The sequence below is a fragment of the Vibrio sp. JZG120 genome, from assembly GCF_053890955.1.
On the sequence record NZ_JBSRRK010000018.1, the window covers coordinates 16,109 to 38,660 of the forward strand.

At 45.6% G+C, this 22,552-nt stretch carries 26 protein-coding genes; 8 read left to right on the forward strand and 18 right to left on the reverse strand.

Going from position 1 to position 22,552, the window contains the following annotated elements; translation table 11 throughout:
- Positions 1 to 12: 12 nt before the first annotated feature.
- Positions 13 to 423 carry a flagellar basal body-associated protein FliL gene (locus ACWPOD_RS21790; protein ID WP_046874381.1) on the forward strand — a complete coding sequence of 137 codons (411 nt, stop codon included), beginning with the start codon at positions 13 to 15 and terminating at the stop codon, positions 421 to 423.
- Between the two features lie 58 nt (positions 424 to 481).
- Here the strand turns inward: ACWPOD_RS21790 and glpG are convergent, their stop codons facing one another.
- From glpG to ftsY, 6 genes are all read right to left on the reverse strand, one after another.
- Positions 482 to 1,324 carry a rhomboid family intramembrane serine protease GlpG gene (glpG, locus tag ACWPOD_RS21795; protein ID WP_005393785.1) on the reverse strand — a complete coding sequence of 281 codons (843 nt, stop codon included), beginning with the start codon at positions 1,322 to 1,324 and terminating at the stop codon, positions 482 to 484.
- Positions 1,324 to 1,644, reverse strand: a complete 321-nt coding sequence (glpE, locus tag ACWPOD_RS21800; protein ID WP_005378691.1) for a thiosulfate sulfurtransferase GlpE — start codon at positions 1,642 to 1,644, stop codon at positions 1,324 to 1,326. Before glpE ends, glpG begins: the two co-directional genes overlap by 1 nt.
- Positions 1,645 to 2,137: 493 nt before the next feature.
- Positions 2,138 to 2,995 (reverse strand): RNA polymerase sigma factor RpoH, encoded by an 858-nt coding sequence (gene rpoH / locus ACWPOD_RS21805; RefSeq protein ID WP_005378693.1) that lies wholly within the window; start codon positions 2,993 to 2,995, stop codon positions 2,138 to 2,140.
- Between the two features lie 177 nt (positions 2,996 to 3,172).
- The gene (gene ftsX / locus ACWPOD_RS21810) at positions 3,173 to 4,141 is read right to left on the reverse strand and encodes a permease-like cell division protein FtsX (RefSeq protein WP_005393793.1); all 969 of its coding nucleotides are present in this window, start codon (positions 4,139 to 4,141) and stop codon (positions 3,173 to 3,175) included.
- Positions 4,131 to 4,805 carry a cell division ATP-binding protein FtsE gene (gene ftsE, locus ACWPOD_RS21815; protein ID WP_005393800.1) on the reverse strand — a complete coding sequence of 225 codons (675 nt, stop codon included), beginning with the start codon at positions 4,803 to 4,805 and terminating at the stop codon, positions 4,131 to 4,133. Before ftsE ends, ftsX begins: the two co-directional genes overlap by 11 nt.
- A gap of 22 nt (positions 4,806 to 4,827) precedes the next feature.
- On the reverse strand, positions 4,828 to 6,063 hold the full coding sequence (gene ftsY / locus ACWPOD_RS21820) for a signal recognition particle-docking protein FtsY (RefSeq protein WP_456232231.1): 1,236 nt from the start codon (positions 6,061 to 6,063) through the stop codon (positions 4,828 to 4,830).
- Positions 6,064 to 6,293: 230 nt separating this feature from the next.
- Here ftsY and rsmD point away from each other — a divergent pair, with 230 nt between their 5' ends.
- Positions 6,294 to 6,893: a 16S rRNA (guanine(966)-N(2))-methyltransferase RsmD gene (gene rsmD / locus ACWPOD_RS21825; RefSeq protein ID WP_012841297.1), complete on the forward strand. Its 600-nt coding sequence runs from the start codon at positions 6,294 to 6,296 to the stop codon at positions 6,891 to 6,893.
- 25 nt (positions 6,894 to 6,918) lie between these two features.
- Positions 6,919 to 7,185 (forward strand): DUF1145 domain-containing protein, encoded by a 267-nt coding sequence (locus ACWPOD_RS21830; RefSeq protein ID WP_005393805.1) that lies wholly within the window; start codon positions 6,919 to 6,921, stop codon positions 7,183 to 7,185.
- Between the two features lie 57 nt (positions 7,186 to 7,242).
- Here the strand turns inward: ACWPOD_RS21830 and ACWPOD_RS21835 are convergent, their stop codons facing one another.
- The 4 genes from ACWPOD_RS21835 to ACWPOD_RS21850 all read right to left on the reverse strand — a co-directional run bounded on the left by ACWPOD_RS21835 (position 7,243) and on the right by ACWPOD_RS21850 (position 10,297).
- Entirely contained in the window at positions 7,243 to 7,827 is a 585-nt protein-coding gene (locus ACWPOD_RS21835) for a YhgN family NAAT transporter (RefSeq protein ID WP_005393807.1), read from the reverse strand.
- A gap of 107 nt (positions 7,828 to 7,934) precedes the next feature.
- Positions 7,935 to 8,156 carry a YecH family metal-binding protein gene (locus tag ACWPOD_RS21840; protein ID WP_005393809.1) on the reverse strand — a complete coding sequence of 74 codons (222 nt, stop codon included), beginning with the start codon at positions 8,154 to 8,156 and terminating at the stop codon, positions 7,935 to 7,937.
- A 69-nt stretch (positions 8,157 to 8,225) separates the two neighbouring features.
- Complete coding sequence (locus ACWPOD_RS21845) at positions 8,226 to 8,846, reverse strand: lysoplasmalogenase (RefSeq protein WP_005393811.1); 621 nt, start codon at positions 8,844 to 8,846, stop codon at positions 8,226 to 8,228.
- A gap of 1,082 nt (positions 8,847 to 9,928) precedes the next feature.
- Positions 9,929 to 10,297, reverse strand: coding sequence for a hypothetical protein (locus ACWPOD_RS21850; RefSeq protein WP_005393815.1), 369 nt, complete (start codon positions 10,295 to 10,297; stop codon positions 9,929 to 9,931).
- Between the two features lie 328 nt (positions 10,298 to 10,625).
- Between ACWPOD_RS21850 and ACWPOD_RS21855 the strand changes: the two genes are divergently transcribed.
- The gene (locus tag ACWPOD_RS21855; RefSeq protein ID WP_012841295.1) at positions 10,626 to 10,955 is read left to right on the forward strand and encodes a DUF2500 domain-containing protein; all 330 of its coding nucleotides are present in this window, start codon (positions 10,626 to 10,628) and stop codon (positions 10,953 to 10,955) included.
- On the opposite strand, the gene ACWPOD_RS21860 is transcribed toward ACWPOD_RS21855, so the two are convergent.
- The 7 genes from ACWPOD_RS21860 to rhtB form a co-directional block, all read right to left on the reverse strand.
- The gene (locus ACWPOD_RS21860) at positions 10,952 to 11,965 is read right to left on the reverse strand and encodes an acyltransferase (RefSeq protein WP_456232232.1); all 1,014 of its coding nucleotides are present in this window, start codon (positions 11,963 to 11,965) and stop codon (positions 10,952 to 10,954) included. The two genes, ACWPOD_RS21855 and ACWPOD_RS21860, sit on opposite strands and share 4 nt — an antisense overlap.
- Positions 11,966 to 12,242: 277 nt before the next feature.
- Positions 12,243 to 13,460: an organoarsenical effux MFS transporter ArsJ gene (gene arsJ, locus ACWPOD_RS21865; RefSeq protein ID WP_167426141.1), complete on the reverse strand. Its 1,218-nt coding sequence runs from the start codon at positions 13,458 to 13,460 to the stop codon at positions 12,243 to 12,245.
- A 256-nt stretch (positions 13,461 to 13,716) separates the two neighbouring features.
- Positions 13,717 to 14,211, reverse strand: coding sequence for a cyclin-dependent kinase inhibitor 3 family protein (locus tag ACWPOD_RS21870; RefSeq protein WP_301657602.1), 495 nt, complete (start codon positions 14,209 to 14,211; stop codon positions 13,717 to 13,719).
- A 12-nt stretch (positions 14,212 to 14,223) separates the two neighbouring features.
- Positions 14,224 to 15,225, reverse strand: a complete 1,002-nt coding sequence (locus tag ACWPOD_RS21875; protein ID WP_005393824.1) for an ArsJ-associated glyceraldehyde-3-phosphate dehydrogenase — start codon at positions 15,223 to 15,225, stop codon at positions 14,224 to 14,226.
- Positions 15,226 to 15,267: 42 nt separating this feature from the next.
- On the reverse strand, positions 15,268 to 15,603 hold the full coding sequence (locus ACWPOD_RS21880; protein WP_005393826.1) for a metalloregulator ArsR/SmtB family transcription factor: 336 nt from the start codon (positions 15,601 to 15,603) through the stop codon (positions 15,268 to 15,270).
- Between the two features lie 155 nt (positions 15,604 to 15,758).
- Positions 15,759 to 16,982, reverse strand: a complete 1,224-nt coding sequence (locus ACWPOD_RS21885) for an EAL and HDOD domain-containing protein (protein WP_074190029.1) — start codon at positions 16,980 to 16,982, stop codon at positions 15,759 to 15,761.
- A gap of 24 nt (positions 16,983 to 17,006) precedes the next feature.
- The gene (gene rhtB / locus ACWPOD_RS21890; protein ID WP_005393828.1) at positions 17,007 to 17,624 is read right to left on the reverse strand and encodes a homoserine/homoserine lactone efflux protein; all 618 of its coding nucleotides are present in this window, start codon (positions 17,622 to 17,624) and stop codon (positions 17,007 to 17,009) included.
- A 65-nt stretch (positions 17,625 to 17,689) separates the two neighbouring features.
- Between rhtB and ACWPOD_RS21895 the strand changes: the two genes are divergently transcribed.
- Both ACWPOD_RS21895 and ACWPOD_RS21900 read left to right on the forward strand, forming a co-directional pair.
- Complete coding sequence (locus ACWPOD_RS21895; protein WP_167426139.1) at positions 17,690 to 18,697, forward strand: alpha/beta fold hydrolase; 1,008 nt, start codon at positions 17,690 to 17,692, stop codon at positions 18,695 to 18,697.
- A 237-nt stretch (positions 18,698 to 18,934) separates the two neighbouring features.
- Positions 18,935 to 19,759 (forward strand): Cof-type HAD-IIB family hydrolase, encoded by an 825-nt coding sequence (locus ACWPOD_RS21900; protein WP_005393831.1) that lies wholly within the window; start codon positions 18,935 to 18,937, stop codon positions 19,757 to 19,759.
- A gap of 53 nt (positions 19,760 to 19,812) precedes the next feature.
- Here ACWPOD_RS21900 and ACWPOD_RS21905 read toward each other — a convergent pair whose 3' ends face one another.
- Positions 19,813 to 20,283 (reverse strand): EVE domain-containing protein, encoded by a 471-nt coding sequence (locus tag ACWPOD_RS21905; RefSeq protein WP_109170341.1) that lies wholly within the window; start codon positions 20,281 to 20,283, stop codon positions 19,813 to 19,815.
- Between the two features lie 47 nt (positions 20,284 to 20,330).
- Between ACWPOD_RS21905 and ACWPOD_RS21910 the strand changes: the two genes are divergently transcribed.
- Together ACWPOD_RS21910 and ACWPOD_RS21915 are read left to right on the forward strand one after the other, a co-directional pair.
- A complete protein-coding gene (locus tag ACWPOD_RS21910; RefSeq protein ID WP_456232233.1) occupies positions 20,331 to 21,881 on the forward strand; it encodes a COG3650 family protein in 1,551 nt (516 codons plus the stop codon).
- A complete protein-coding gene (locus ACWPOD_RS21915) occupies positions 21,881 to 22,486 on the forward strand; it encodes a tRNA-uridine aminocarboxypropyltransferase (RefSeq protein ID WP_456232234.1) in 606 nt (201 codons plus the stop codon). The genes ACWPOD_RS21910 and ACWPOD_RS21915 overlap by 1 nt, the downstream gene beginning before the upstream one ends.
- The last annotated feature ends 66 nt before the right edge of the window (positions 22,487 to 22,552 follow it).

Consider the following 22,552-nt stretch of genomic DNA (forward strand, 5'->3'; position numbering starts at 1 on the left):
AAAGTTAGAAATATGTACAAACGTTATATAGCCCAAATTATTTTTGCGTTAACCATACTGTTCGCCGCACCAAGTTGGGCTGAAACGGAAGAAGCTGGACCTAAGTTGGCATACTTTACCCTTGAGCCTGATCTCACTACTAACTTTTACACCAAAGGCAAAAAGTTAGGTTATGTGCAAGTGCGCATCGACATCATGGTAATGAGCCAACAAGATTTATCGATTGTTGAGCATCACCAACCTTTGATTCGCGATGCAGTAATTGAATTACTGGGTAAGCAAACAGAAGATACTATTAAGTCCCTTTCTGGCCGAGAAGATCTGCGCAAAACCTTAGTGACGACCCTCAACGAAACACTTTTGCCCGAAACAGGTAAAACCATCATTGCCGATTTGTTGTTTACAAAATACCTTTACCAATAAACCCAAATCGTTTTGAACATAAAAAAGACCGCTCTTGAGCGGTCTTTTCATTTCAGCTTTAGGCTTGCTGTTGGTATTTCATCTTGCCTGAATCAAACAGCGCAATCGCCATCCCCGACAGTAAACCCACTAAGTGAGCGGTGTTTGCAATCGCCATGAACGGCTGCACAAAACCAAGAACTAACCATACCAACATAAAAACGATGATTGGCTTGGGTAGCGTAAGGCCTAAATGTGGCAAGCGGTAACCCAATATCCACAAATAGCCAAGCAGTGCATAGACCACGCCAGACAAGCCACCGAAGTTTGCCCCTTCAACATAGAATTGGCCAGCCCCAGAAAGCGCTGCTGATACTACAAAGAGTTGCAATAGCTTACCGGAACCGAGACGACGTTCGATGTCGCCCCCCAACTGCCACCACCATAGTAAGTTGAACACGATGTGAGTCACTGAAAAGTGCAGTAACGCATGACTCAGCCATCGCCACACTTGCCATTGTTGCCCCTCAAAAGCCGGGAAGTGCAACAACTTAAACACGCCATTGCCAAAGCCAAACATTTGTAACAAGTAGATGATGGTACACACCGTCATGATCAGCAAAGTCATTGGGCCGGCTTTTGCTTTGACCATGCTCATGATACTCGGGCTAGAATAATGAAAGGTGCTCTTGCGAGTATCGGCAACGTCCCACGAGGCGGCGCTGTATTTTGAATCAGACGGGTTAGCAAGGAACTGCTTAAGTTCGGCTTCCGCTTCTATTTCATGCTGGCTATCAGTCAGCCACAGCGCAAATTGCCCGTCTCCTTCTGGCATCATTTCGATGTCAATTTGGCGAGAGGCCATATAATCAATAAAGGCTTGCGCCATACGTGGATTATTTAACGTTACCAATCTTTTCATTAACTTCTCACTATCGGTAGTTCTGCTCGGTGCCAGGCTTCAAAGCCACCATCCACACTGTACACCTGTTCAAAGCCTTGGTTAACTAAATATTGTGCGGCACCTTGGCTACTAATGCCGTGGTAACACATCACCAGAATGGGTTGTTCGAACTCCACCTCATCCATAAACGCAACGATCGTATCGTTGGTTAAGTGATACGCGGACTCCGCATGCGCAACGGCAAACGATTGAGGGTCACGGATATCTACAAGCTTCGCATCACCCTGCTCGAGCAGCGCTTGCGCACCTTGTACATCGATATGCTTAAACTGATCCATTTACTTTCTCATTGTCTTATTAATATACCCAAGCAACCTCGAACCTAACGTGCTAATCAGCACCCGTGGTACAGCATAAAATCTATATTTGAAGCCGCTTGGGTATACTGCCGCTATTGTAACCTATCCAACGGCAAACTTAGACACATGGATAATCAGGGTTTTCAAAAGTGTACACATTCCAACCATTTGTGGATAAAGCTGTGAATTGCGTTGATAAAGTGTATTTGGATCTTTTGATCCACAATATGTAGTGATGATCCTGATCTAACTGTGTGTATATCTATAACTATCCCCAGATGGGAAAGTGCTTGAATCCCTTATTTTGTCCGGGTTTCGAACAGTTGATAAATAATTACTTCACAGAGTTATACACAGGTAGCACATAAAATCCGGATCGCAAACGCTATCGATTTTCGATCGACAATAAAAAAGCCGAGATCACATGATCTCGGCTTTCTATGAAAATCTTACTTTCAATTAGCAGTGGAAATTAAAATTCACCCACAGCCAATTTTAGTTTCTTCATTGCGTTTTTTTCTAGCTGGCGAATACGCTCGGCAGAAACACCGAACTCATCAGCTAAGTCTTGCAATGTTGCTTTCTCATCGTCTAACCAACGAGAACGCACGATGCGCTGACTACGCTCATCCAAACTCGCTAATGCATGACCCAGACGATTGTTGGTATGCATTTCCCAGTTTGCAGCTTCGATGTTGTCAGCCACATCAGACGATTTGTCTTCTAGGTATAGCATTGGCGCTGTGTAAGCGTTTGAGCTGTCGTCTTCGTCAGTTGGCATATCAAAGGTTGAATCCACCGCCGCTAAGCGTGATTCCATCTCGCGAACTTCAGAAGGTTCAACACCTAACTCACGCGCAACGGTTTCGACTTCACCGTTGTTAAACCAACCCAAGCGCTTTTTCGACTTACGCAAGTTGAAGAACAACTTACGTTGCGCTTTAGTGGTCGCAATTTTCACGATACGCCAGTTACGTAGCACGTATTCGTGGATCTCTGCTTTGATCCAGTGGACAGCAAAAGACACCAAGCGAACCCCTACCTCTGGGTTAAAACGCTTAACGGCTTTCATTAGACCGATGTTACCCTCTTGCACAAGGTCCGCCATTGGCAAACCGTAGCCAGAGTAACCACGAGCAACGTGAACAACGAATCGTAGGTGCGAAAGAATTAGACCTTTTGCAGCCTCAATCTCACCTTTGTAGTGTAATCGTTCTGCCAGTTCACGCTCTTCGTCTGCAGTCAGCATTGGGTAGCTGTTTACTGAGCGAATATAGCTATCAAGGCTATCTTGCGTGACTAGAGCCATCGGATACGCTTCTTTTGTCATTCAATTCCTCATCAATCTCTGATCTGGAGCATTACATTGCAAATTTAGCTTCGATATCTTGAACTCAAAATGAACAAGTTTCAAGAAGGGGAAGCAATTATCCATAAACATTCGGTCTAAGCAAGGGTTCAAAATTAGCTAGTGCTAATAAAATCCAAGTAATAAGACCGCCATCACTTAAACTGGTTCAATTTCTTTTAAATGTCGTTGCGCAGAAAAGCGCGCCGCAATGCATCCCAAAAGACTACCAATGATGATTAATAGCAAAGATTCATCCCAGCTTAGACCAATCAGGCGAAACTGGCTGTCGTACAACGCAGCAAGATCTTCCACCGCACTATTCATAACAATGGTCACTAAAGCCGTTACCAACCACGCGATGGTGGCACCTAATACGCCAAACCACATCCCCGTGTACAAATAAGGGCGCAGAATAAAACTGTCCGTCGCACCGATCAGTTTCATGGTTTGAATCTCTTCTTTATTCGCCAGCACATTAAATCGCAACGTGTTGCCAACGATTAAAAATACCGCACCGAGCATCAACACTGTCAGAGTAATGACAATAATACTCGCGAGAGTTTTGATCGCATCAAGACGCGCCAGCCAGTCTTCGTCAAGTCTCACATCGGTCACGTCTTGTTGCTCTCGAACGTCTTTGGCTAATGACTGAATATCACTTTTTAGCTCCGAGGCTGGCGTAATTACCAACACACCGGGTAGCGCATAGCCACTTAAAAGACTGATAGCCTGATCGAATCCTGCATATTGGCTTAAATCAGACAGACCTTGTTGCGGTGAAATATATTCCACCTCTTTTACCAAAGGCCAAGTTTCAATTTGATCTTTGAGAACCATCACACGTGCATCCGGCATGCCTTCTACTAAGTAAGCACTAACTTGCGAGGGAGATGCCACATCTTCCGCGGCACCCGCGACGTTTTTGCCCAGTAGATACAAACAAGCTGGCATAGCAAGTGCCATTGAAATCACGGCTAGGGTCAGGATATTACCTAAAGGTCGTTGCCATAAGGCGCTAAAAGAGGATTTTGCTTGTTTTGCGTGGACAGAGAAAAAACCATCGGTATTTGCACGCTTGGCACTGCGGCCTTTCCCCTTCTTTTGGGAGTGCTTGTTACCTGCCATAGTCTTCTACCTCACTTAGGAAGCCTTGGTTTAATTCAAAATGACGATACTGTGGGCGAGTGTTTACTAACCCCACATCGTGCGTGGCGAGTAAGATGGTCACTCCCGCACGATTAAATTCTTCGAACAACCGCAATACGCGATTGGATAGTTCGGGATCGAGGTTACCTGTCGGCTCATCAGCCACCAGCAACGTTGGTCGATTGACCACAGCACGGGCAATACCGACGCGTTGTTGCTCACCACCAGAGAGTTGACTAGGTAGACAACGAGCTTTATCGAGTAAGCCTGTTTTATCTAACGCCGCAGAAACACGGCGTTTGATTTCGTTTTCAGAAATCGATTCGATACGCATCGGCAGAGCAACATTGTCGTATACGCTGCGATCCATCAATAGACGATGGTCTTGGAAAACAATGCCAATATTGCGGCGCAAAAAAGGGATGTCTTTGCTTGGAATGCGCGTGATATCGTGACCATTAAAATGGATTTTTCCATCGGTCGGGCGCTCTATCGCACAAATCAATTTCAGCAAGGTACTTTTACCAGCCCCGGAATGCCCGCCTAAAAACGCCATTTCACCGCGCCTCAGGTGAAAATCGACTTTTTGCAGTGCTTGTCGACCACCTCGGTAAGCTTTGCTCACTTGCTGAAATTTGATCACCGTTGATTTCCTCTAACTCTTTTTATTCTTCACGACTAAACAGTGCGTCAATAAACTCTTGAGTTTCAAATGGACGCAAGTCTTCGATACCTTCACCCACACCAATGTAACGAATTGGAATACCAAACTGATCGGCAATAGCGAAAATTACGCCGCCTTTCGCTGTACCATCCAGCTTAGTCAAAGTAATCCCGGTTAGAGGGGCAACATCACTGAAAAGTTTCGCTTGGCTGATGGCATTTTGCCCTGTACCTGCGTCTAGCGTCAGCATGATCTCGTGTGGTGCAGAGTCATCAATTTTCTTCATCACACGTACAATCTTACGCAGCTCTTCCATTAGGTTCGCTTTGTTCTGTAAACGACCCGCGGTATCGGCAATCACAACATCCACACCACGTGCTTTTGCCGCTTCAATCGCATCATAGATAACAGAAGCACTGTCTGCGCCAGTATGCTGGGCAATCACAGGAACGTTGTTACGCTCACCCCATACTTGTAGCTGCTCAACCGCTGCGGCACGGAAAGTATCGCCCGCTGCAAGCATCACTTTTTTGCCTTGAGTTTGGAACTGCTTGGCAAGCTTACCGATGGTCGTGGTTTTACCCACGCCATTTACACCAACCATTAAGATGACGTAAGGCGTTTTGTTGCTGTCGATTTCTAGTGTCTGTTCGACTTTAGAAAGAATCTCAGCCATTTCTTCTTTCAACAAACCATAAAGGGCTTCGCCGTCTTTCAGATCGCCACGTGTGGCTTTTTCTGTCAGGTTGTTGATAATTTTTGTTGTGGTATTCATGCCCACATCAGCAATAAGCAGTTGCTCTTCTAGCTCTTCAAATAAGTCTTCATCGATTTTCTTACCGCTGAACAGACCGAAGAAGCCAGCGCCGATGTTTGCTTTTGTGCGGCTTAGGCTGCGTTTGAGGCGAGCAAAAAAGCTCTCTGTTGGCTTTTCTTGTTCTTGAACGCGAGGTGCAGCAGGCACTTGAGGCGCTTCTGCTTCTGCTTCTGCTTCTGCTTCTGCTTCTGCTTCTGCTTCTGCTTCTGCTTCTGCTGGGGCAGCCTCCGCTTTTTTCGATTCTTCTTCAAGTTCTGGCGTTGCTTCCGCTTGCTCAGCAGCCGCGTCGGTTTGCTGCTCTTCAGAAGGCGCATCCACTGCCTCTTCTTTTACTGTTTCTTCAGTTTTTGGTTTTGGGCTTTGTTCTTCGTCACCAAAACCTAGCCACGAAAGTAATCCGCGCTTCTTTTTTTCCGTCATCTGGGGCTATCCTAGATTGTTCTTTTATCTATTAATGACTCTTTTTTGACAAGATTATTATCTGTCTAAAAAAGGCTAATGACAAAGTTGTGAAAACTTTCCGATTAGGTAATTCTAATCTTATTAGTGTTACACTCTGTCATCTTGAATATTCTGGGCTGTATCCAAGCTCCAAGCTCACGGCTTGGGCGATTAGATATAGTATCACTTTATTAGCGGTCAAAAAATCTATGGTAAGACGTCGCCAGCAAAACTCATCACAAAAAAAGCCAACAACGGGCTTTGTTCGCATTATTAGTGGCTTATGGAGAGGCAGAAAACTTCCTGTACACGATGCTGAAGGCTTACGCCCAACGACCGATCGCGTCAAAGAAACGCTATTTAACTGGCTGGCTCAAGATGTGCCGCAAGCAAAATGTCTCGACTTATTTGCCGGCTCCGGCGGCTTAGGCTTTGAGTCAGCTTCGCGCCAAGCAGAGCAAGTGACCATGGTTGAGCTGAACCCACAAGCTTTTCAGCAATTACAGAAGAACGTGGCATCTCTTAACGCGAACAACATCCAAGTAGTGAATACAGATGCATTGAGCTTTTTAAAACAGCCGGGTACTGCGCATCATGTGGTGTTTATTGACCCACCGTTTCGCAAAGGTCTGTTGGATGAAACCGTGGCTCTGCTAGAACAAAATGGCTGGCTCGCGGAAGACGCGATGATTTATATTGAAACAGAAAAAGAACTCAATATTGCCGACTTACCAGAAAACTGGCAGTTACATCGAGAAAAAACAGCAGGCCAAGTGAGTTACCGTCTGTATGAACGTACCTCCGCATAGCGCCTCGATTTAAAAGGACACTTAAATGAAAGCATTAATTCTGCTGGCCAAAGCGGCTATCGCCTTTGTTTGGTTAGTATTGATCCTCAATATCTTTATGCCGTTTCCCGGTAATGCCGCGATTGCGCTGTACATCATGACCGCTTTTTTGTTCATCATGCACGGTTTACAAATGGCCATCTTCATTGGCGCATTTGGCGACAAAATTAAAATGAGCAGTTGGGAAAAATATTCCATCCTGATCTTTGGTATTTTTGCCCTGCTCGATATTCGTCGTAAACACATGATGTAATCGCCCAAATACTAAAAAGCCGCTCTCAAGAGCGGCTTTTTTATTGCGTTTATTCCGTCACCCAAGATAACTCTTAACACCATCCAAAAACATTTGAGTGGAGATCATCACCAGCAACAAGCCCATTAAACGCTCTACCGCTTTTAGACCACGCTCGCCCAACAAACGATTAAAGAAGCCATAAAACATTAGAATAAAAAATGTTGCGCCCCACGCAATCACAACTGATGCGGACATTTCCAACATTTTTTCTGGATGCTGTGAAGATAGCAAAAGCAATGCTGCAATCACTGAAGGGCCCGCGATCATAGGAATGGCCATCGGAACAATAAAGGGCTCCTCCCCTGCCGCCAGTCCAGTGATACTGCCAGCGCTCGGAAAGATCATCTTAATCGCGATAATGAAGAGAATAATGCCACCTGAAATGCTGAGCGTTTCTGGCTGGACATGCAAAAAACTTAAGATGCTTTGTCCTGCAAACAGAAACAACATCAAGATTAGTAAGGCAAACAGTAGTTCACGAATCAATACCTTACGGCGACGCTTAGGATCGATGTGCTTGAGAATAGACAACACAATCGGCAAATTACCGAGAGGGTCCATGATTAGAAACAGCATGGTCGCTGCAGAAAGAATGTCCATATTCTGGCCTCACCTAAAAAATGGCGGCCAGTGTATAGCAAACTGACAACGTGAGTACATGGTTGAGGGCGAAAACAGCATATTCACCCTCGCATCATAGCCGCCGCTTAGTGATTGCAGACACGCGCCATATTGACCACAAACTTACCTTCAAGCTCACGGATTTTGTCGCGCTTGAGCAAAAATGCTAGCAATGCATCTAAGTCTAGATCATTCAGTTTACAGGTGTGAAAGCGAACGGTGTTGCCAAAGTGCTGTGCCAGCGCTTCGCGATCCATTGGCGTTTCTCGAAGTAGGTTTAGCAGCTCGTGGGCATGGATTTCACTCATTATTGACTCCAGTCATCAAGAACAATACGTCCAGTTTACTGAAATCTTCGGGAGCTGCTTTGACTTAAATTAGTAAATGATAGAGGCAACAATGAGGGCGTGGGCAAAGAAGTAGCTACCACTTACCCACAAATAGGCGTGTTTCATCGGTTTTCGGTAACCGTGTATCGCATACGCCAACGCCGAATAGATCAAAACTAGGGTTCCGCTGAAACCGATAGCATTGGCATAGCTCGGAGCCTGCAACCAAACTTCACCCGCCGCCCAAGCAAGCTGAACCAACATCATCCCCATGATCACAACAGGAAACACCAGAGAGTCGAGTTGAGGTAGCAACAAAAAGAACGCCACGATACTCGCTGCGAGCAGTAGGGCCAACAACCACCAGACAATCTCACCATTAAGCTGCACCCAAAATGACTTGCTGTAGCACACCTGAGCAAGCAAATACGCAGCAAAGTAAATTAGCTTGCGAGTTTTAAACGAGTGCAGCGTATCTGCCACCATAGACACAATAAGCCCACCCGCAATCCAGTAGGTATATGTTGCGGATGCGCCTTGAGTTAACACCAACACAAGAAGAAGTAGCAGAGTAAAGATTTTAAACACGAGGGATTGTGTCGGGTTAGCTTGTTTTGCTCCCAACACGGAATACACACCTGATAGCCCTATCGCCAGCCAACTCCACATGCCGTATACACCTTTTACTTAAACTCGCCGCTAGTCTAGGTAGACCAGTTTTGATGTAAAGACACAATCTGCGAAAGTTGGATCTCGCTAGCGATTCGAAACATTTTGTAACCCTCAGTCTGCACAACAATTAAGTCGATGAGCCTTAATGACGGCCATAAATATGGGGCAGAGCCCTATCCCATGAGCCAAGTTCATCAAATCACACGGCACAGTAACCCGCGCTTATTAAAACAATTTAACTAAAAGCCAGCCCAATGGCCTTGGTAACCCATCACGTCAAAAACTGATGACTAAACCATCAGACTGCATACATCACAGGCAACAAGAATAAATAACAGACACAAAACAGAAAATCGTCTTGGTAGCGAGCTAAGATAGTAGAAACCACCGATGAACAGATTAGAACAACATGAAAAATCAAACTTAACTCAATAACAAAAACATCAAATAACGAACGTAAGCTAATGATAAATAAAGCCACATTCTCAATAACCATCGAAAACACCGACTTCATAAACCATCAAATCACTAAACACTTTTTAAGCCCATATTTTCTCATTAGATAAGAAAATTCCCCTTCCACACCTCAACTCAATGATGCACCTCCATAGCACATCTTTTTATTTTCTCAATTTTTGAGAAACACAGACAAAATTGGCAATCAACATACCAACCGAAACAAAAAACAATTTCAAAGCCAACAACAAACCAATATTGACACTTTAAAATCATACACTTAAATCAAACACGAACAACAATAACACAATGCGAGCATTTTAAATACAACACAAAAAACACAGTTTCATTAGTCAAAAACACGTAAAAAAAGACAAGTTAAGTGTATTTTTTGAAAAGATTATCGAGCATATGTTGATCAAACCCCAAAAACAGTGCTATATTAAATTCATCGAGTTCATCAAAGATTAAGGGGTAGTGTTATGATTTCATCTTCTCAAAAACAAGGGCTGGTAATGATTGCAGTGGTTGTGGGTTTAATGACACTGCCAATGATGTACTAACCTGCTGATTAAAAATAAAAAAGGACGCAAATGCGTCCTTTTTTATTTATCTGTGCTTTTCTACTGTATGTGTTTGGACAAGATATCCCAATGCATGTAGTAGAAACCAAGAGCGGCGAGCGTAATCAACGTCATTAGCAAAATTGCTGCACGCCAAATAAAACGAGAGCTTCTTGGCGTTAGCTCTTTTTCACAAGCGTCACATGCCGCCATAAAGCCTTTCCGATCATCCAGCTTATAATCGTCTTCGTGAACCACTTTATTACGCACAGTAGCGATAAAACGAAGCTTCGCTATCACGTCATGTGGTAAACGTTCTTCACAACTATTAATAAGTTGGTGTAACCCTTTCCCTTCTGCATGGTACTGAGTACGCAAAAGTTTTTCGATCGTTCGGGTACGCATGACTACTTTTTCAATATCTGACATCGTAACCCTCCTTACCAGACCCTTCCCGTGTTAGTTATTTTTATTCTTCTATAAATTTAGAGCTTTTTCGAGCCGTTAAGTGCAATTTTACTTTCAATTTGTGCCCTTGAGCTCATATAGCCAGACAAGTGAAAGCTGCTTGGTTCAGCTTTAGTGACGTAGCTTGTAGATGAAGCAACGATTTCATCGCGCGCCCATTGAGGTAAACCGTGAAGTGCGCCGAATAAAATTCATGTCCCTTTCATTAGATTATGAATAAGTTATCTCAACTCATCGTTTCATCAGTGAGTTCTGTAGAATAGAGCTCAATGAAACATCGGAGGTTAACATGCCAATCTCACTTATTGTCGCCCTGTTCGCCCTTATTGCTTTGGGCGCATGGGTATTTTTTCGTTTCTATAGCAAGCACTATGTGGGCGAAGATGCTCCAGAACAAAGTGCACAGGTAACTATTTTAGATAAGCAAGCTATCGACGTCCCAGATGCACCACCAGGCCAAGACGACCAAGAATATTGGATTTATGTCCAACGCGGTTCTATTGGCCCTAAACGAGAGTTCCAAATTGGAGTGCACTACTACCATGCACTCAACCCTGGAGATAAAGGAACGCTAACCTATCGTGGTAACAAATTCCTTCACTTCGCCATCAAACGTTAAGGCAGTAACCAACGAGTCTTGGCAGAGCGAGAAAATAGATAGCTCATCGCCAAGGCTCCAGCTCCACTGATAATGATCCAGACTGGAATCACCCATGCGGGATGTCCGGTGTACCAACCAAACGCTTTCATCGGCCATAAGAAAATTGGGTGAAGTAAGTAAATCCCCAAGCTGTGCTGACTGATCACACTCACCACTTTTTGTACTTTTGGTGACAAGCCTTCCCCAAAGTAACGACCGATCATGAAAATCATCGAAGCCGCTAGAATGACATTCAGTGTTTTGTAAGAAAGCCAGCGTCCAACCGTGTACTTCTCCGCCTCTAAACTGTTCGTCACGACCATAGTAAATGTCACAGCCAACGCGACGAGGCCAAACCCTGTAAATAAGGTCACCATAGAGCGGTTCAAAGGCACTTTTTGAAATAGAGCATAACCCAGAGGAAGGTAACCCATGTAGAGCCACATTTGGTTACTCCACGGACCATCAATCTTGAACAAAAACAGCGTGCTGGTGAAAAGCCAAAATGCGAGATAGGTATACAACACATTGTCATCAACGTTGCGTACCATCCATTGGAACAACGGAATCACAAAATACAGCGGTATAAAGTAATAGAAAAAACCGAGGTGGTAATACGTTGCGTGGAATGGGCTATTGCTTAACACCTCTTTTACGGTTTCAAAGTCAAACCCTTGAGCCGTCCAGCCAGAGAGGTATGCATAAAACATCGACCAAATAAGAAATGGGACTAAGACTTTGCCTAAACGCCTTTTGATATAATACTTACCGTCAAATGGTCGAGTGTCACTGAGCATCAACGCTCCGGTGATCAGAATGAAAACTGGCACCGCCCAGCGGGTAACGCTATTAACGCCTACGGCCGTCAACCACTGGTCAAACGGAATCACTCCTAACTCATTTCGATAAGGGGCCAAGACGTGAATGGCGATCACTGCCACCGCAGCAAAGCAGCGCAATAAATCAAAAAACAGAACCCTTTCTCTCATACCTTTCCCTACTTTGAGTCGCTATCGTTTATAGCATAGGGTAAATCTCAGCCAGTGAAATGGTTAACAATCTGTTTTTGCTTATTTTTAACGCAACAATGACCTACAACGGGGATTTCATCGCCACTCTAATCAATTAACGAGAACCAAACATCAGCATTCACCCTCGATGCCAAACCCACACAGTTTGATTACATCAAACGGCGCATAAGAAACAAAAATGGCTCCAAGTTGGAGCCATTTTGTACGATCTACAGATAAAAACACCGGGCAAAATTTACGCTGTGGCAACGTTAGCTTTTGGCAACTTAATCGAAATCAACGTCGTCAGCGCCAAGAAAGCAAAGGAGACCCATAAGCACGCCGCAAGACCAGCCTCTTGGTAGATCCAACCCGATAATACCGTGCCAATCAAACGTCCCATCGCATTGGCCATGTAATAGAAGCCAACATCCAGAGACACACCATCGCCTTTGGCATAGCTCACAATCAGATACGAGTGAAGTGAAGAGTTAATGGCAAACACAGCACCAAAAATCATTAACCCCACAACAATTACCAACTCAGGCTGCCAGCCGATTTGCACACCATAAGCAATACCGCCCGTAATTAACGCAAGAATTCCTGCCCATACTAATGCTGCACTACCATCAGGCACGCGACCTTGCGCTTTGCCAGTAATACGCGGCGCAAAGCCTTGCACAAACCCATAAGCAATGACCCATGCGGCTAAAAAGCCACCGACCCACAAGTGATCCCAGCCAAACACACTGCCGAGATAAATAGGCAGAGCGACTACAAACCACACATCACGCGCCCCAAACAAGAACATACGTGCCGCAGATAAAATATTTATAGATTCGGACTTGGAGAAAATTTGGCGAAACTTAGGTTTGCTCTTTGCTTTACCCATGTCTGCTTCTAGCCAGATCATGCTGAAAACAAACACCAATGCCAGCGCACTCGACATAATAAACATCGAGTTTTGGAAGCCCACCCAAGACAACAGCAAGCCACCAACAAAAAAGCCCGCCCCTTTGAGTGCATTCTTCGAGCCTGTCAAAATCGCCACCCATTTGTAGAGTGCGCCTTGCTGCTCGTCTGGTACTAATGTTTTAATCGCACTCTTGGCACTCATCTTGTTGAGATCTTTGGCAATCCCCGACAAAGCTTGCGCCGCCATCACCCAAGGAATCGTCAGCCATGCGTTGGGTACTGCCAGCATCAACAACGCAAACACTTGCATCGCTAAACCAATGTTCATGGTTTTGTTCAGGCCTAACCTTGCGCCCAACCACCCACCAATCAAATTGGTCACCACACCAAAAAATTCATAGAAAAGGAACAGTGAGGCAATAGCTAACGTGGAATAACCCAAGTCGTGAAAATAGAGCACCACCAGCATACGCAGCGCTCCGTCGGTCACGGTAAAGTTCCAATAGTTAAACGTCACTAACATGTACTGACGAATACTTTTGTTCAATTGAGAAATCATATTGACCTCTTATGTACAGCGATAGAAGCATTTAGATCATCATGTGCCAAATGCTTATTAACCTGTACACCAACCATAAGGCGATACAACCTTAGTTCGAATTCACAAACACACCGAAATTTACAAACGGACAAAGATAACCAATAAAAACAAAATCTTAAATTAAAACCTTTAGTTTTACTGCTGACCTATTTTCCATTATATAAACTGGAACATAGCTTTTGGATCATGATGTTCCAAAAGCTATTTAAGCTGATCAAGCGTCTTGCGCCACGCGTTCGATGTACTCAAGCTGCACCGGTTTTGTAAACGCACCAGGGCGAAGAGCCTGCACTTCTCGCACGATATCTTCTAACTGCCATTTCTTCTCTAGCAGCAAGTGAGCCGCAAACAAACCTGTGCGACCCGAGCCGCCCATGCAGTGCATCGCGACTTTGCCACCTTGAGCAAGAATCGTATGCAGTTCCGGACTGGCTTGGTGCCACTTCGCCGCAAATTCTTCACTTGGTGCGCAGTCATCTTCAATCTCGATCTGGAACCATTTCATGCCCAGCTGCTGAGTGGTGTCACCCAAAGCCGCAACGTCTTTCGCTGCTAACTCGCTATCGTCCAATGCAGTAACGACCGCTTGAACCCCCTGCTCCTTCAACTGTTCCAACGACGCTTTCAACTCGACGCCTTTGGTACCCGGGCACGGTGTTAGGACTAATGCACCAGAGTCCAAATCTAATTGCCATGTAGGATGAGACATTATGAACTCCTGTTATGCCAGACCAACGTTACGAACCAATTCTGCGGTGCGCGTTGCGTAACCCATTTCATTGTCGTACCACGCGTAAATTTTCACCATTCGTGAGCCAACCACCATGGTGGATTGTGCATCAACGATGGTTGAGCGTTGGTCGCCTTTGTAATCGATCGACACTAACGGACGTTCCTCAAAGCCAAGAATGCCTTTTAGCTCCCCTTCCGACGCCTCTTTCAGCAAAGCATTCACTTCTTCTGCCGTGGTATCGCGTTTTACATCGAAGATGATGTCGGTCAATGACGCATTCGCCAACGGTACACGTACCGCGTGGCCGTTAATCTTGCCTTTTAAATCTGGGAAAATTTCCACAATCGCAGTCGCACTACCGGTAGTGGTCGGGATAAGACTCATGCCGCACGCACGAGCACGGCGCAGATCTTTGTGCGGTGCATCCAAAATGGTTTGCGTATTGGTCAAATCGTGAATTGTCGTGAAAGAGGATTGCTCAATGCCCAACTTCTCATGAATAACTTTCACCACAGGCGCTATACAGTTTGTTGTGCACGAAGCGGCTGTCACGATACGATGTTTTTCAGGATCGAAGATGTGGTCATTCACACCAACTACAATGTTCGCAATACCTTCTTCTTTCACTGGTGCACTCACCACCACGCGCTTCACACCTTGATCGAGATATTGGTCTAGGTACGAGGTTTTGCGGTGTACACCTGTCGCTTCAATCACAACATCGCAGCCAGACCAGTTCACAGCGTCGATATCACGTTGCTGAGTCGTGGCGATGCGCTTGCCATTGATGACGAGTTCATTGCCTTCAACCTGCACTTCATGGTGCCAACGACCTTGCACTGAATCGAACTCTAATAAGTGGCCAAGCGTCGCTGCATCACCTGCGACATCGTTGATTTGCACAAACTCTAACTCTGGCCAGTCGAATGCCGCTCGCAGTGCTAAACGACCAATTCGGCCAAAGCCATTAATTCCTACTTTAATTGTCATAGTTTTACCCTTTAATCTTCTACCTTGAATCTCTGTTTGCTATTAACAGCAAGCCTCACGACTTTTATCGTGCAAGCGTGTGATGTCGTCTTGGTACTCTTGCTTCAAACAGTTTGATGCCACTAAGTCTTCAATCAGCTTACGCATCCAACCTGGTAATTGCTGCGATAACTCGTAGTACACCCATTGCCCTCGGCGTTTATCCACCAAGATGCCACTGGAGCGTAACTGAGCAAGATGACGAGAAACTTTCGGCTGACTCTCTTGCAACGCAAACGCCAAATCACCCACGCAAGTTTCGCCTTCACGGGCCACCAGCATTAAACAACGTACGCGCGTTTCATCGGATAACAGCTTGAAAAACTGATGTGGAAGCATAATAAACATACCTATATATGGATATGCGTATATATTTATTTAACTCTGAGATGTCGTCAAGAGTGAACCCATCATCGTCATAAAAGTTTCACATCGAAACAGCCAATAAAGATTGAGAGAAGAACGGTTAGAGAGAATAAAGATACGGCAGAAATTTACGCGGTTGCGACGTTTTGACTCCAGCGAACCGCTTCGCCTAACGAGAGCTTGACCTCTTCCAAAGACAATCCCAACTGCGTCGTGATTTTTTCAACGCCTGACCAGTCGGCACGCTCGTAACACTCTTCGAGAGAAATCAGCGCACCATAAACCCCCTTTCGATGTAATAAGGCTTGTTGTACGGATTCGCTAAGTGGCAATTGCTTGACTAAAGATTCCACCGACAAATCAAGCATCGCATCTAAAATCGATAATAAGCCGACCATAAACCCTTGTTCGTTGAGGTGGGAAAATGGCTGATAACGCGACATTAATTGGCAGAACTGCGCTCGTTGTAATGAAAGGTGATACAGCTCTCGAGGCTTGTTACTAGAGATATACGACGCCACGACCAAGGAGACAAACTGCTTAAGATTATCCTGACCAAGGTAGATCAAGGCCTGACGAAACGAGCTAATTTCGACAGCGAGGTTTGGCGCTTGCGTATTTACAAAGCGCAATAATTTGTACGACAACGCGACATCTTGCGTAATGATGGTTTCAATACGAGTAAAGTCTGGCTCTGATGAGCAGACTTCACGAAAAAGCTGTAGCGCTAACACTTGCTCAGGGCTCACGTATTTTGTTTGCGAAACTAATGGCTTGCTAAAAAAGTAGCCTTGGAAAAACTTAAAGCCAGCCGCTTTGGCTTGCTCAAACTCTTCTGCGGTTTCAACACGTTCCGCCAAAAAGTGGTACTTGACGCGTTTAGCAAGGTGAGCTTTTACCAACGCACACGCTTTTTCCAGCCCCATTGCCATGATATCGAGTTTAACGATGTGCACGTAAGGTAAGAAGCGACGCCACTCCGGCGTTAAGGTGAAATCATCCAGCGCGATCAAATAACCTTCTCGATACAACTCGCGAATCGCATCGAGAAGATCATCGGTCGGCTGGCAAGTTTCCAGTACTTCGACGACGATTTTGTTTTTTGGCAAGCTGCGCGGTAAGCGGCGCACCAAGCTTTGATGAGGAAAATTGATAAAGCATCGCGAAGAAGCAATCACTGGGTTAGTGCCCAGAGATAGGAAATTCTCGACAATTAATCGGTATGTTGCTCGGTTTGACTCAATATGCGAAGGGTATGCATTACTCTCCCCATCTCGAAACAACAATTCATAACCCAGCGTCTGTCTTTTGCGGTTAAAGATCGGCTGGCGAGCAACATACGTTGTATTCATGCTAAAGAAGGACCTATAAATGGCTTATGACTTTGCAGCTGCTAATAATGCACCACAACCCATAAACATTGAACCGAAGACTTTGTTTATTTTCCCCATGATTTTATCGGAGCGAATAAAACGTCCCATTTGCGCCGCCAAGGTGGTGTAACCCAACATCACGCACGCGTCGATCACAACAGTCGTAACACCAAGCACCAACAGTTGCGTCAGTTGGTCTTGTGCCGGGTCAATAAACTGTGGAAACAACGCCACCAGAAAAACAATCGATTTAGGGTTCGTCAGGTTAATCAAAATAGCTTTGTACAAGAGTGCCATGCCAGACATGTCTTTGTGGCTCTCAGCCGCCACCAAGCTGGAGGTGTCTCGCCATTTCTGGATACCCAACCAAACCAAATAAGCCGCGCCAACCCATTTAATGACAGAAAATGCCGTTGCCGACTGTGCGACCAGCGCACCAATTCCCGCCCCAACTAACGCAATGTGAATGGCCAAACCAATTTGGAGACCGATCACAGCCCCCAAAGATTTGCGAGTACCGTAACTCAAACCATTGCTGATTGAGTTCACCGTGCCAGACCCCGGAGCCAAACTAAAAACGATTGCAGTTACTACATAAGCTAACCAGACGTGGGTATCCATTGCATTTCCTCACTAATTCTTCGATGATACATCGCGTAAACAACGTATCTTCGGGTAATCGACTAATGGCTACTAACCATTCACCTTTGACTTATACTCAAGAGTCATTATTTGAGCAAGCAATTGGTGGTCCGATCGCGGCACTTTGGCAAACTCGCCAAGAAGGCTTTGTTAAAGGAACTGAGAAAAAGAACATCTACTGGTGCAAACTGACCAACCCAGAACATAAAAAAGCCGTGCTCATCGTTAATGGGCGCATTGAATCTTCCTGGAAATACCAAGAACTGTTTTACGATCTCTATCGCCAAGGCTTCGACGTCTATTCCTTTGACCACCGCGGACAAGGTTTATCAGATCGTCTATTGTCTGACTCAGATATGGGTCACGTCTATGACTTTACTGATTATATTGACGATATGGACATGGTCGTAAACAAACACGACCTTAGCGACTATCAGCAATGTTTCATCATTGCCCACTCCATGGGCGGCGCAATCGCTACACGTTATCTGCAAACTCACCCAGAACATCCCTTTACCGGCTTGATTCTTAGTGCGCCTATGTTTGGTATTAATCTGCCATGGTACTTATCGCCAATAGCGATTCCTGTGACACAAATTATGTCAGCGGTATCCACTTTGCCACGTTATGCGCCAGGACATCAGGCCTACTTTCCTAAACCCTTTGAAGATAACCCGCTCAGCCAAAGCTATGGTCGCTACCAATGGTTCCGAAATCTCTATACGGAAAAACCGGAACTGCAAGTCGGTGGACCGAGCACACGATGGGTATGGCAAGGGCTAATGGCAGCAAAACAATGCTTTTTATTGACTCGCCAAGTCAAAGTACCGGTGCTCCTGATTCAAGCTGGGAGCGATCGTATTGTCAGTAATCTGGCACAGAAACGTTTCATCGATAAATTGCGTAAAACCAACCCACATGCGGAGCTACTTTCTATCGAAGGCGCACAGCATGAGATCTTATTCGAGACCGACCAGTATCGTAATCAAGCACTCGATGCAATCTTCCGCTTTATGAATGACCCGAAATCATCGCCAAACGAAAAAACATAATAAGAACTCTAGGCGACCATTTCACGGCCATGATTAAAGAGGAAATGTCTGCACATTGATTTACCCTCTTTTTCATCCTCATTTTGACGTACACTGCTTGGGTCTGGCTGCGTTGAACCACGTAGATGCAACCGACCCAAATTCCCCCGCATTCGGAGCAGTATGATCTAGTCAGTCTGCTGTACTCCGTTTGCAAATCACCTGTTCCATACTATCCAAACCGTTTACGAGGACTTCATGAGCACATCGCTACCTTGCAAAGAGATCACTAAAATCGTTGCCTCTGATCTGGATGGCACGTTACTCGCACCAAACCATCAGCTCAGTGCTTACTCAAAAGAGACGCTAAAAGCGCTGCATGAAAAGGGTTACACCTTTGTCTTTGCAACAGGCCGTCACCACGTAGACGTTGCGAGCATCCGTCGTCAGGTCGGTATTCCGGCTTACATGATCACCTCGAACGGTGCCCGTGTGCATGACCAGGAAGATCAGCTGATGTACAGCGAGAATGTCCCTGCAGAACTGGTTCAAGGCGTGATCGACACGATCAAGCACGATCAAGAAATACTTATCCACATGTATCAAAATGACAGTTGGTTGATGAACAAAGACGACGAAACATTGCGTGATTTCCATGACGAATTCACATACGTCTTATTCGATGAAGACCAAGCACCAACTGACGGTATTGCGAAAATCTTCTTCACTCACCCAGCACAAGACCACGAACGCTTGGTGGTGTTTGAAAACAAACTACGTGAACAATTTGGCGATAAGCTGAATATTGCGTTTTCAACACCATGGTGCTTGGAAGTAATGAGTGCAGGTGTGTCTAAAGGCCATGCTCTTGAAGCGGTAGCGAAAAAACTCGGCCTCACGTTAGAAAATTGCGTGGCATTTGGTGATGGCATGAATGACGTAGAAATGCTGTCGATGGCAGGTAAAGGATTGGTCATGGGTACATCACACGAGAAAGTGATGAAAGCATTGCCAAATAACGAAGTGATTGGCAGCAATGCAGAAGATGCGGTTGCACACTACCTACAAGATCACTTGCTGTAAGCTGCAATACTCCAAACAATAACAAAGGGCTGCACATTCGCAGCCCTTTTCTTTTATCGCTGACTTGGCAACTTCTCTTTGCCAAGGATCGCTTCCCACTCTTCTTCTGTCACTGGCATGATCGACAAGCGATTTCCACGTTTCACCAATGGCATGTTCTCAAGTTCTGGCATCGCTTTCATCACCGATAACGGAATCACTCGCGCCGTTTTACGCACGAATTCGACATCCACCATAATCCAACGCGGGTTGTCTGGGTCTGACTTTGGGTCGAAATAATCACTTTCAGGATCGAACTGGAAATGATCGGGATAGGCTTCTCTCACGACTTTAGCAATACCGGCAACACCAACATTCTTGCAAGAAGAGTGATAAATCAGGACTAAATCGCCCACCTTCACTTGGTCACGCATCATATTGCGCGCCTGATAATTACGAACTCCCTCCCAACATGAAACCTTTTGGGTTCGAAGCGTGTCAATAGAAAAGGTATCTGGTTCAGTTTTAAATAACCAATATGCCATAATGCCATCCGATGCCGATTGAGTAACAATAATGAGGAAGATATAACATGAAGGCTTTGAAAAACCCAGTGGCGCTTGCCACTCTGCTGGTTCTGCAAGCATGTAGTTCGCAGCCGCCACAATCTGGCGCTGCCGACCCAGCTTCTCCACCAGCCACCTTAGATAAGCCAGACACCATTCAACCTCAAACCTTTATGCTACGTGGAAAAGTGATCGTCGGTCACGAGAGCCAATACATCATGCCTTGTGGCAGCGACAAGCAATATTGGTTACAACTGTCACCACAGCAAATGCAACGAGCAATTCAGTTAAATAACGAGCCTTACCAGACCATGTATGGCGAGGTTATCGGCCATCTCAACCCACCGGGCCTCGATGGGTTTTCTGCCGATTTCGATGCTAACTTTGTCGTGGAACAAGTGAACTTCCTCACAACGGAAAATCCAAACCGTTGTCAGCAACCAAACAAACCAACTCGCGTGTTTGGTAATGAGCCTTCTTGGTCGGCAAGCTTTGAGGCTAATGGACTGACATTCCAGCCAATCGGAAAACAAACCTCAAAATTAGCGATTAAGAGCAGTCAACTTCAACCTCGCCAGCGCACATATCAACTACAAGATGGTGAACTTCGCCTAACAGAAAACCTCTGCTCAGATACGATGAGTGATTCTTTGTATGGCTGGAAAGCGACGCTAAAACATGATGGCGACACTTATCAAGGTTGTGGTACAGCTGCAAACGTGGACGCTACGCTTAGCTGGGCCAATACCTATGTCGCGACTTCAACCCAATCACAAGGTTTTGAGGTGCAAATGACCTTAAACCCAGACCACAGCGCCACAACAAAATACAGTTACGCTAATGGGCAAGCACCGTTAATCGAGCGTGGGTACTGGCAACAATTAAGTCCGTCTCAGGTTCAAGTCGTCATGACGCATCATCAACAACAAAGACTGATGTCAGAGCGACTGTTTACGCGAGAAGGCAATCAGCTCAAAGCGACCAAAGAAAAAGTCGGTAACTTGGTATACCCAATCGCCGATGGTGGTTTAGTGCTTTACCCTGCCACCACTCGTGATGAGGGCATGATGCAACCAGCCGAGAAACGCGCTAACAAGCCCATCAGCAGTGCAGACGTACCTTCTAGTGCGGAGTTTGACTCCAAAGTAGATGCCGCCGTGCGCAACTACTTCTTCATTCACCAAACCAACCCCAACAACAACCAGTACCGTTGGCTAACTTATGACCTCAACGGCGATAGTAACGAAGAGCTATTAGTACAGCTGGATTGGTGTGGTTCCGGTGGCTGTACATTGCTGATATTTGAACATCACGAAAAAGAGTGGCGCTTCAATAGCCGCATCACACTGGTACAAAGCCCGATTATGCTCGGCCAACAAACCTCTCATGGCTGGCGAGATCTTATTTTTAATGTCAGCGGTGGCGGATCTAAGGCGGCCCAACACGTGATGCAATACAGTGGGGTTAGCTACCCACTCAACCCAAGCATGGCACCAACGGCAACGCCAAACCAAATCAGTGGCGTGCGTCTGTTCTCGGATGGGATTAGCCCGGTTCGCGAAGGAGTTCGTCTGTAATGTCGCAACCGTGTCCAAATTGTGGTTTTCAATTCAACTGTATGTGCTCACTGGTGCCGAAACTTACCAGCGAGCACAACATCTTGCTGTTGATGCATCCGAATGAACTGACGCGTGATACTAATACCGGCCAGCTACTAGAGCAGTGCCAACTCAATATTGAGCGAGTAATCTGGGACCGAAAACAACCACCAGCAGACTTGCTCGCTCGATTAGCTGATCCGTCGCTGTATCCAGTGCTTCTATTCCCAAGTGAAGAAAGCGTCACACTCGAACATGTGGCGCTCCAAAGCCAGCAACAAACCAAAACTCCGCTGTTTATTATTTTGGACGCTACCTGGCAAGAGGCGCGCAAGATGATCAACAAGAGCCGTTGGTTAGAAAGTATCCCTACTATGGCGCTGTCTACATCGGCAGACTCGCAATATCAGCTGCGACGCAACCAACAACAAGGTAACTTGTGCACGTTTGAAGTCGCCGCACATTTACTCGGACAACTAGGCGAGCAAAATAACCAGCAAAAAATGCTCACATTCTTTGCTCACTACCTTGCACTATTTCAAGCCGAAAAAAGTGGACACGCTCTCAAGCAATCACCGAGCTAACTCAACTAAAACCGAATGGCTCAAAATAAAAAACGCAGCCAAGGCTGCGTTTTTTATTGGAATGGT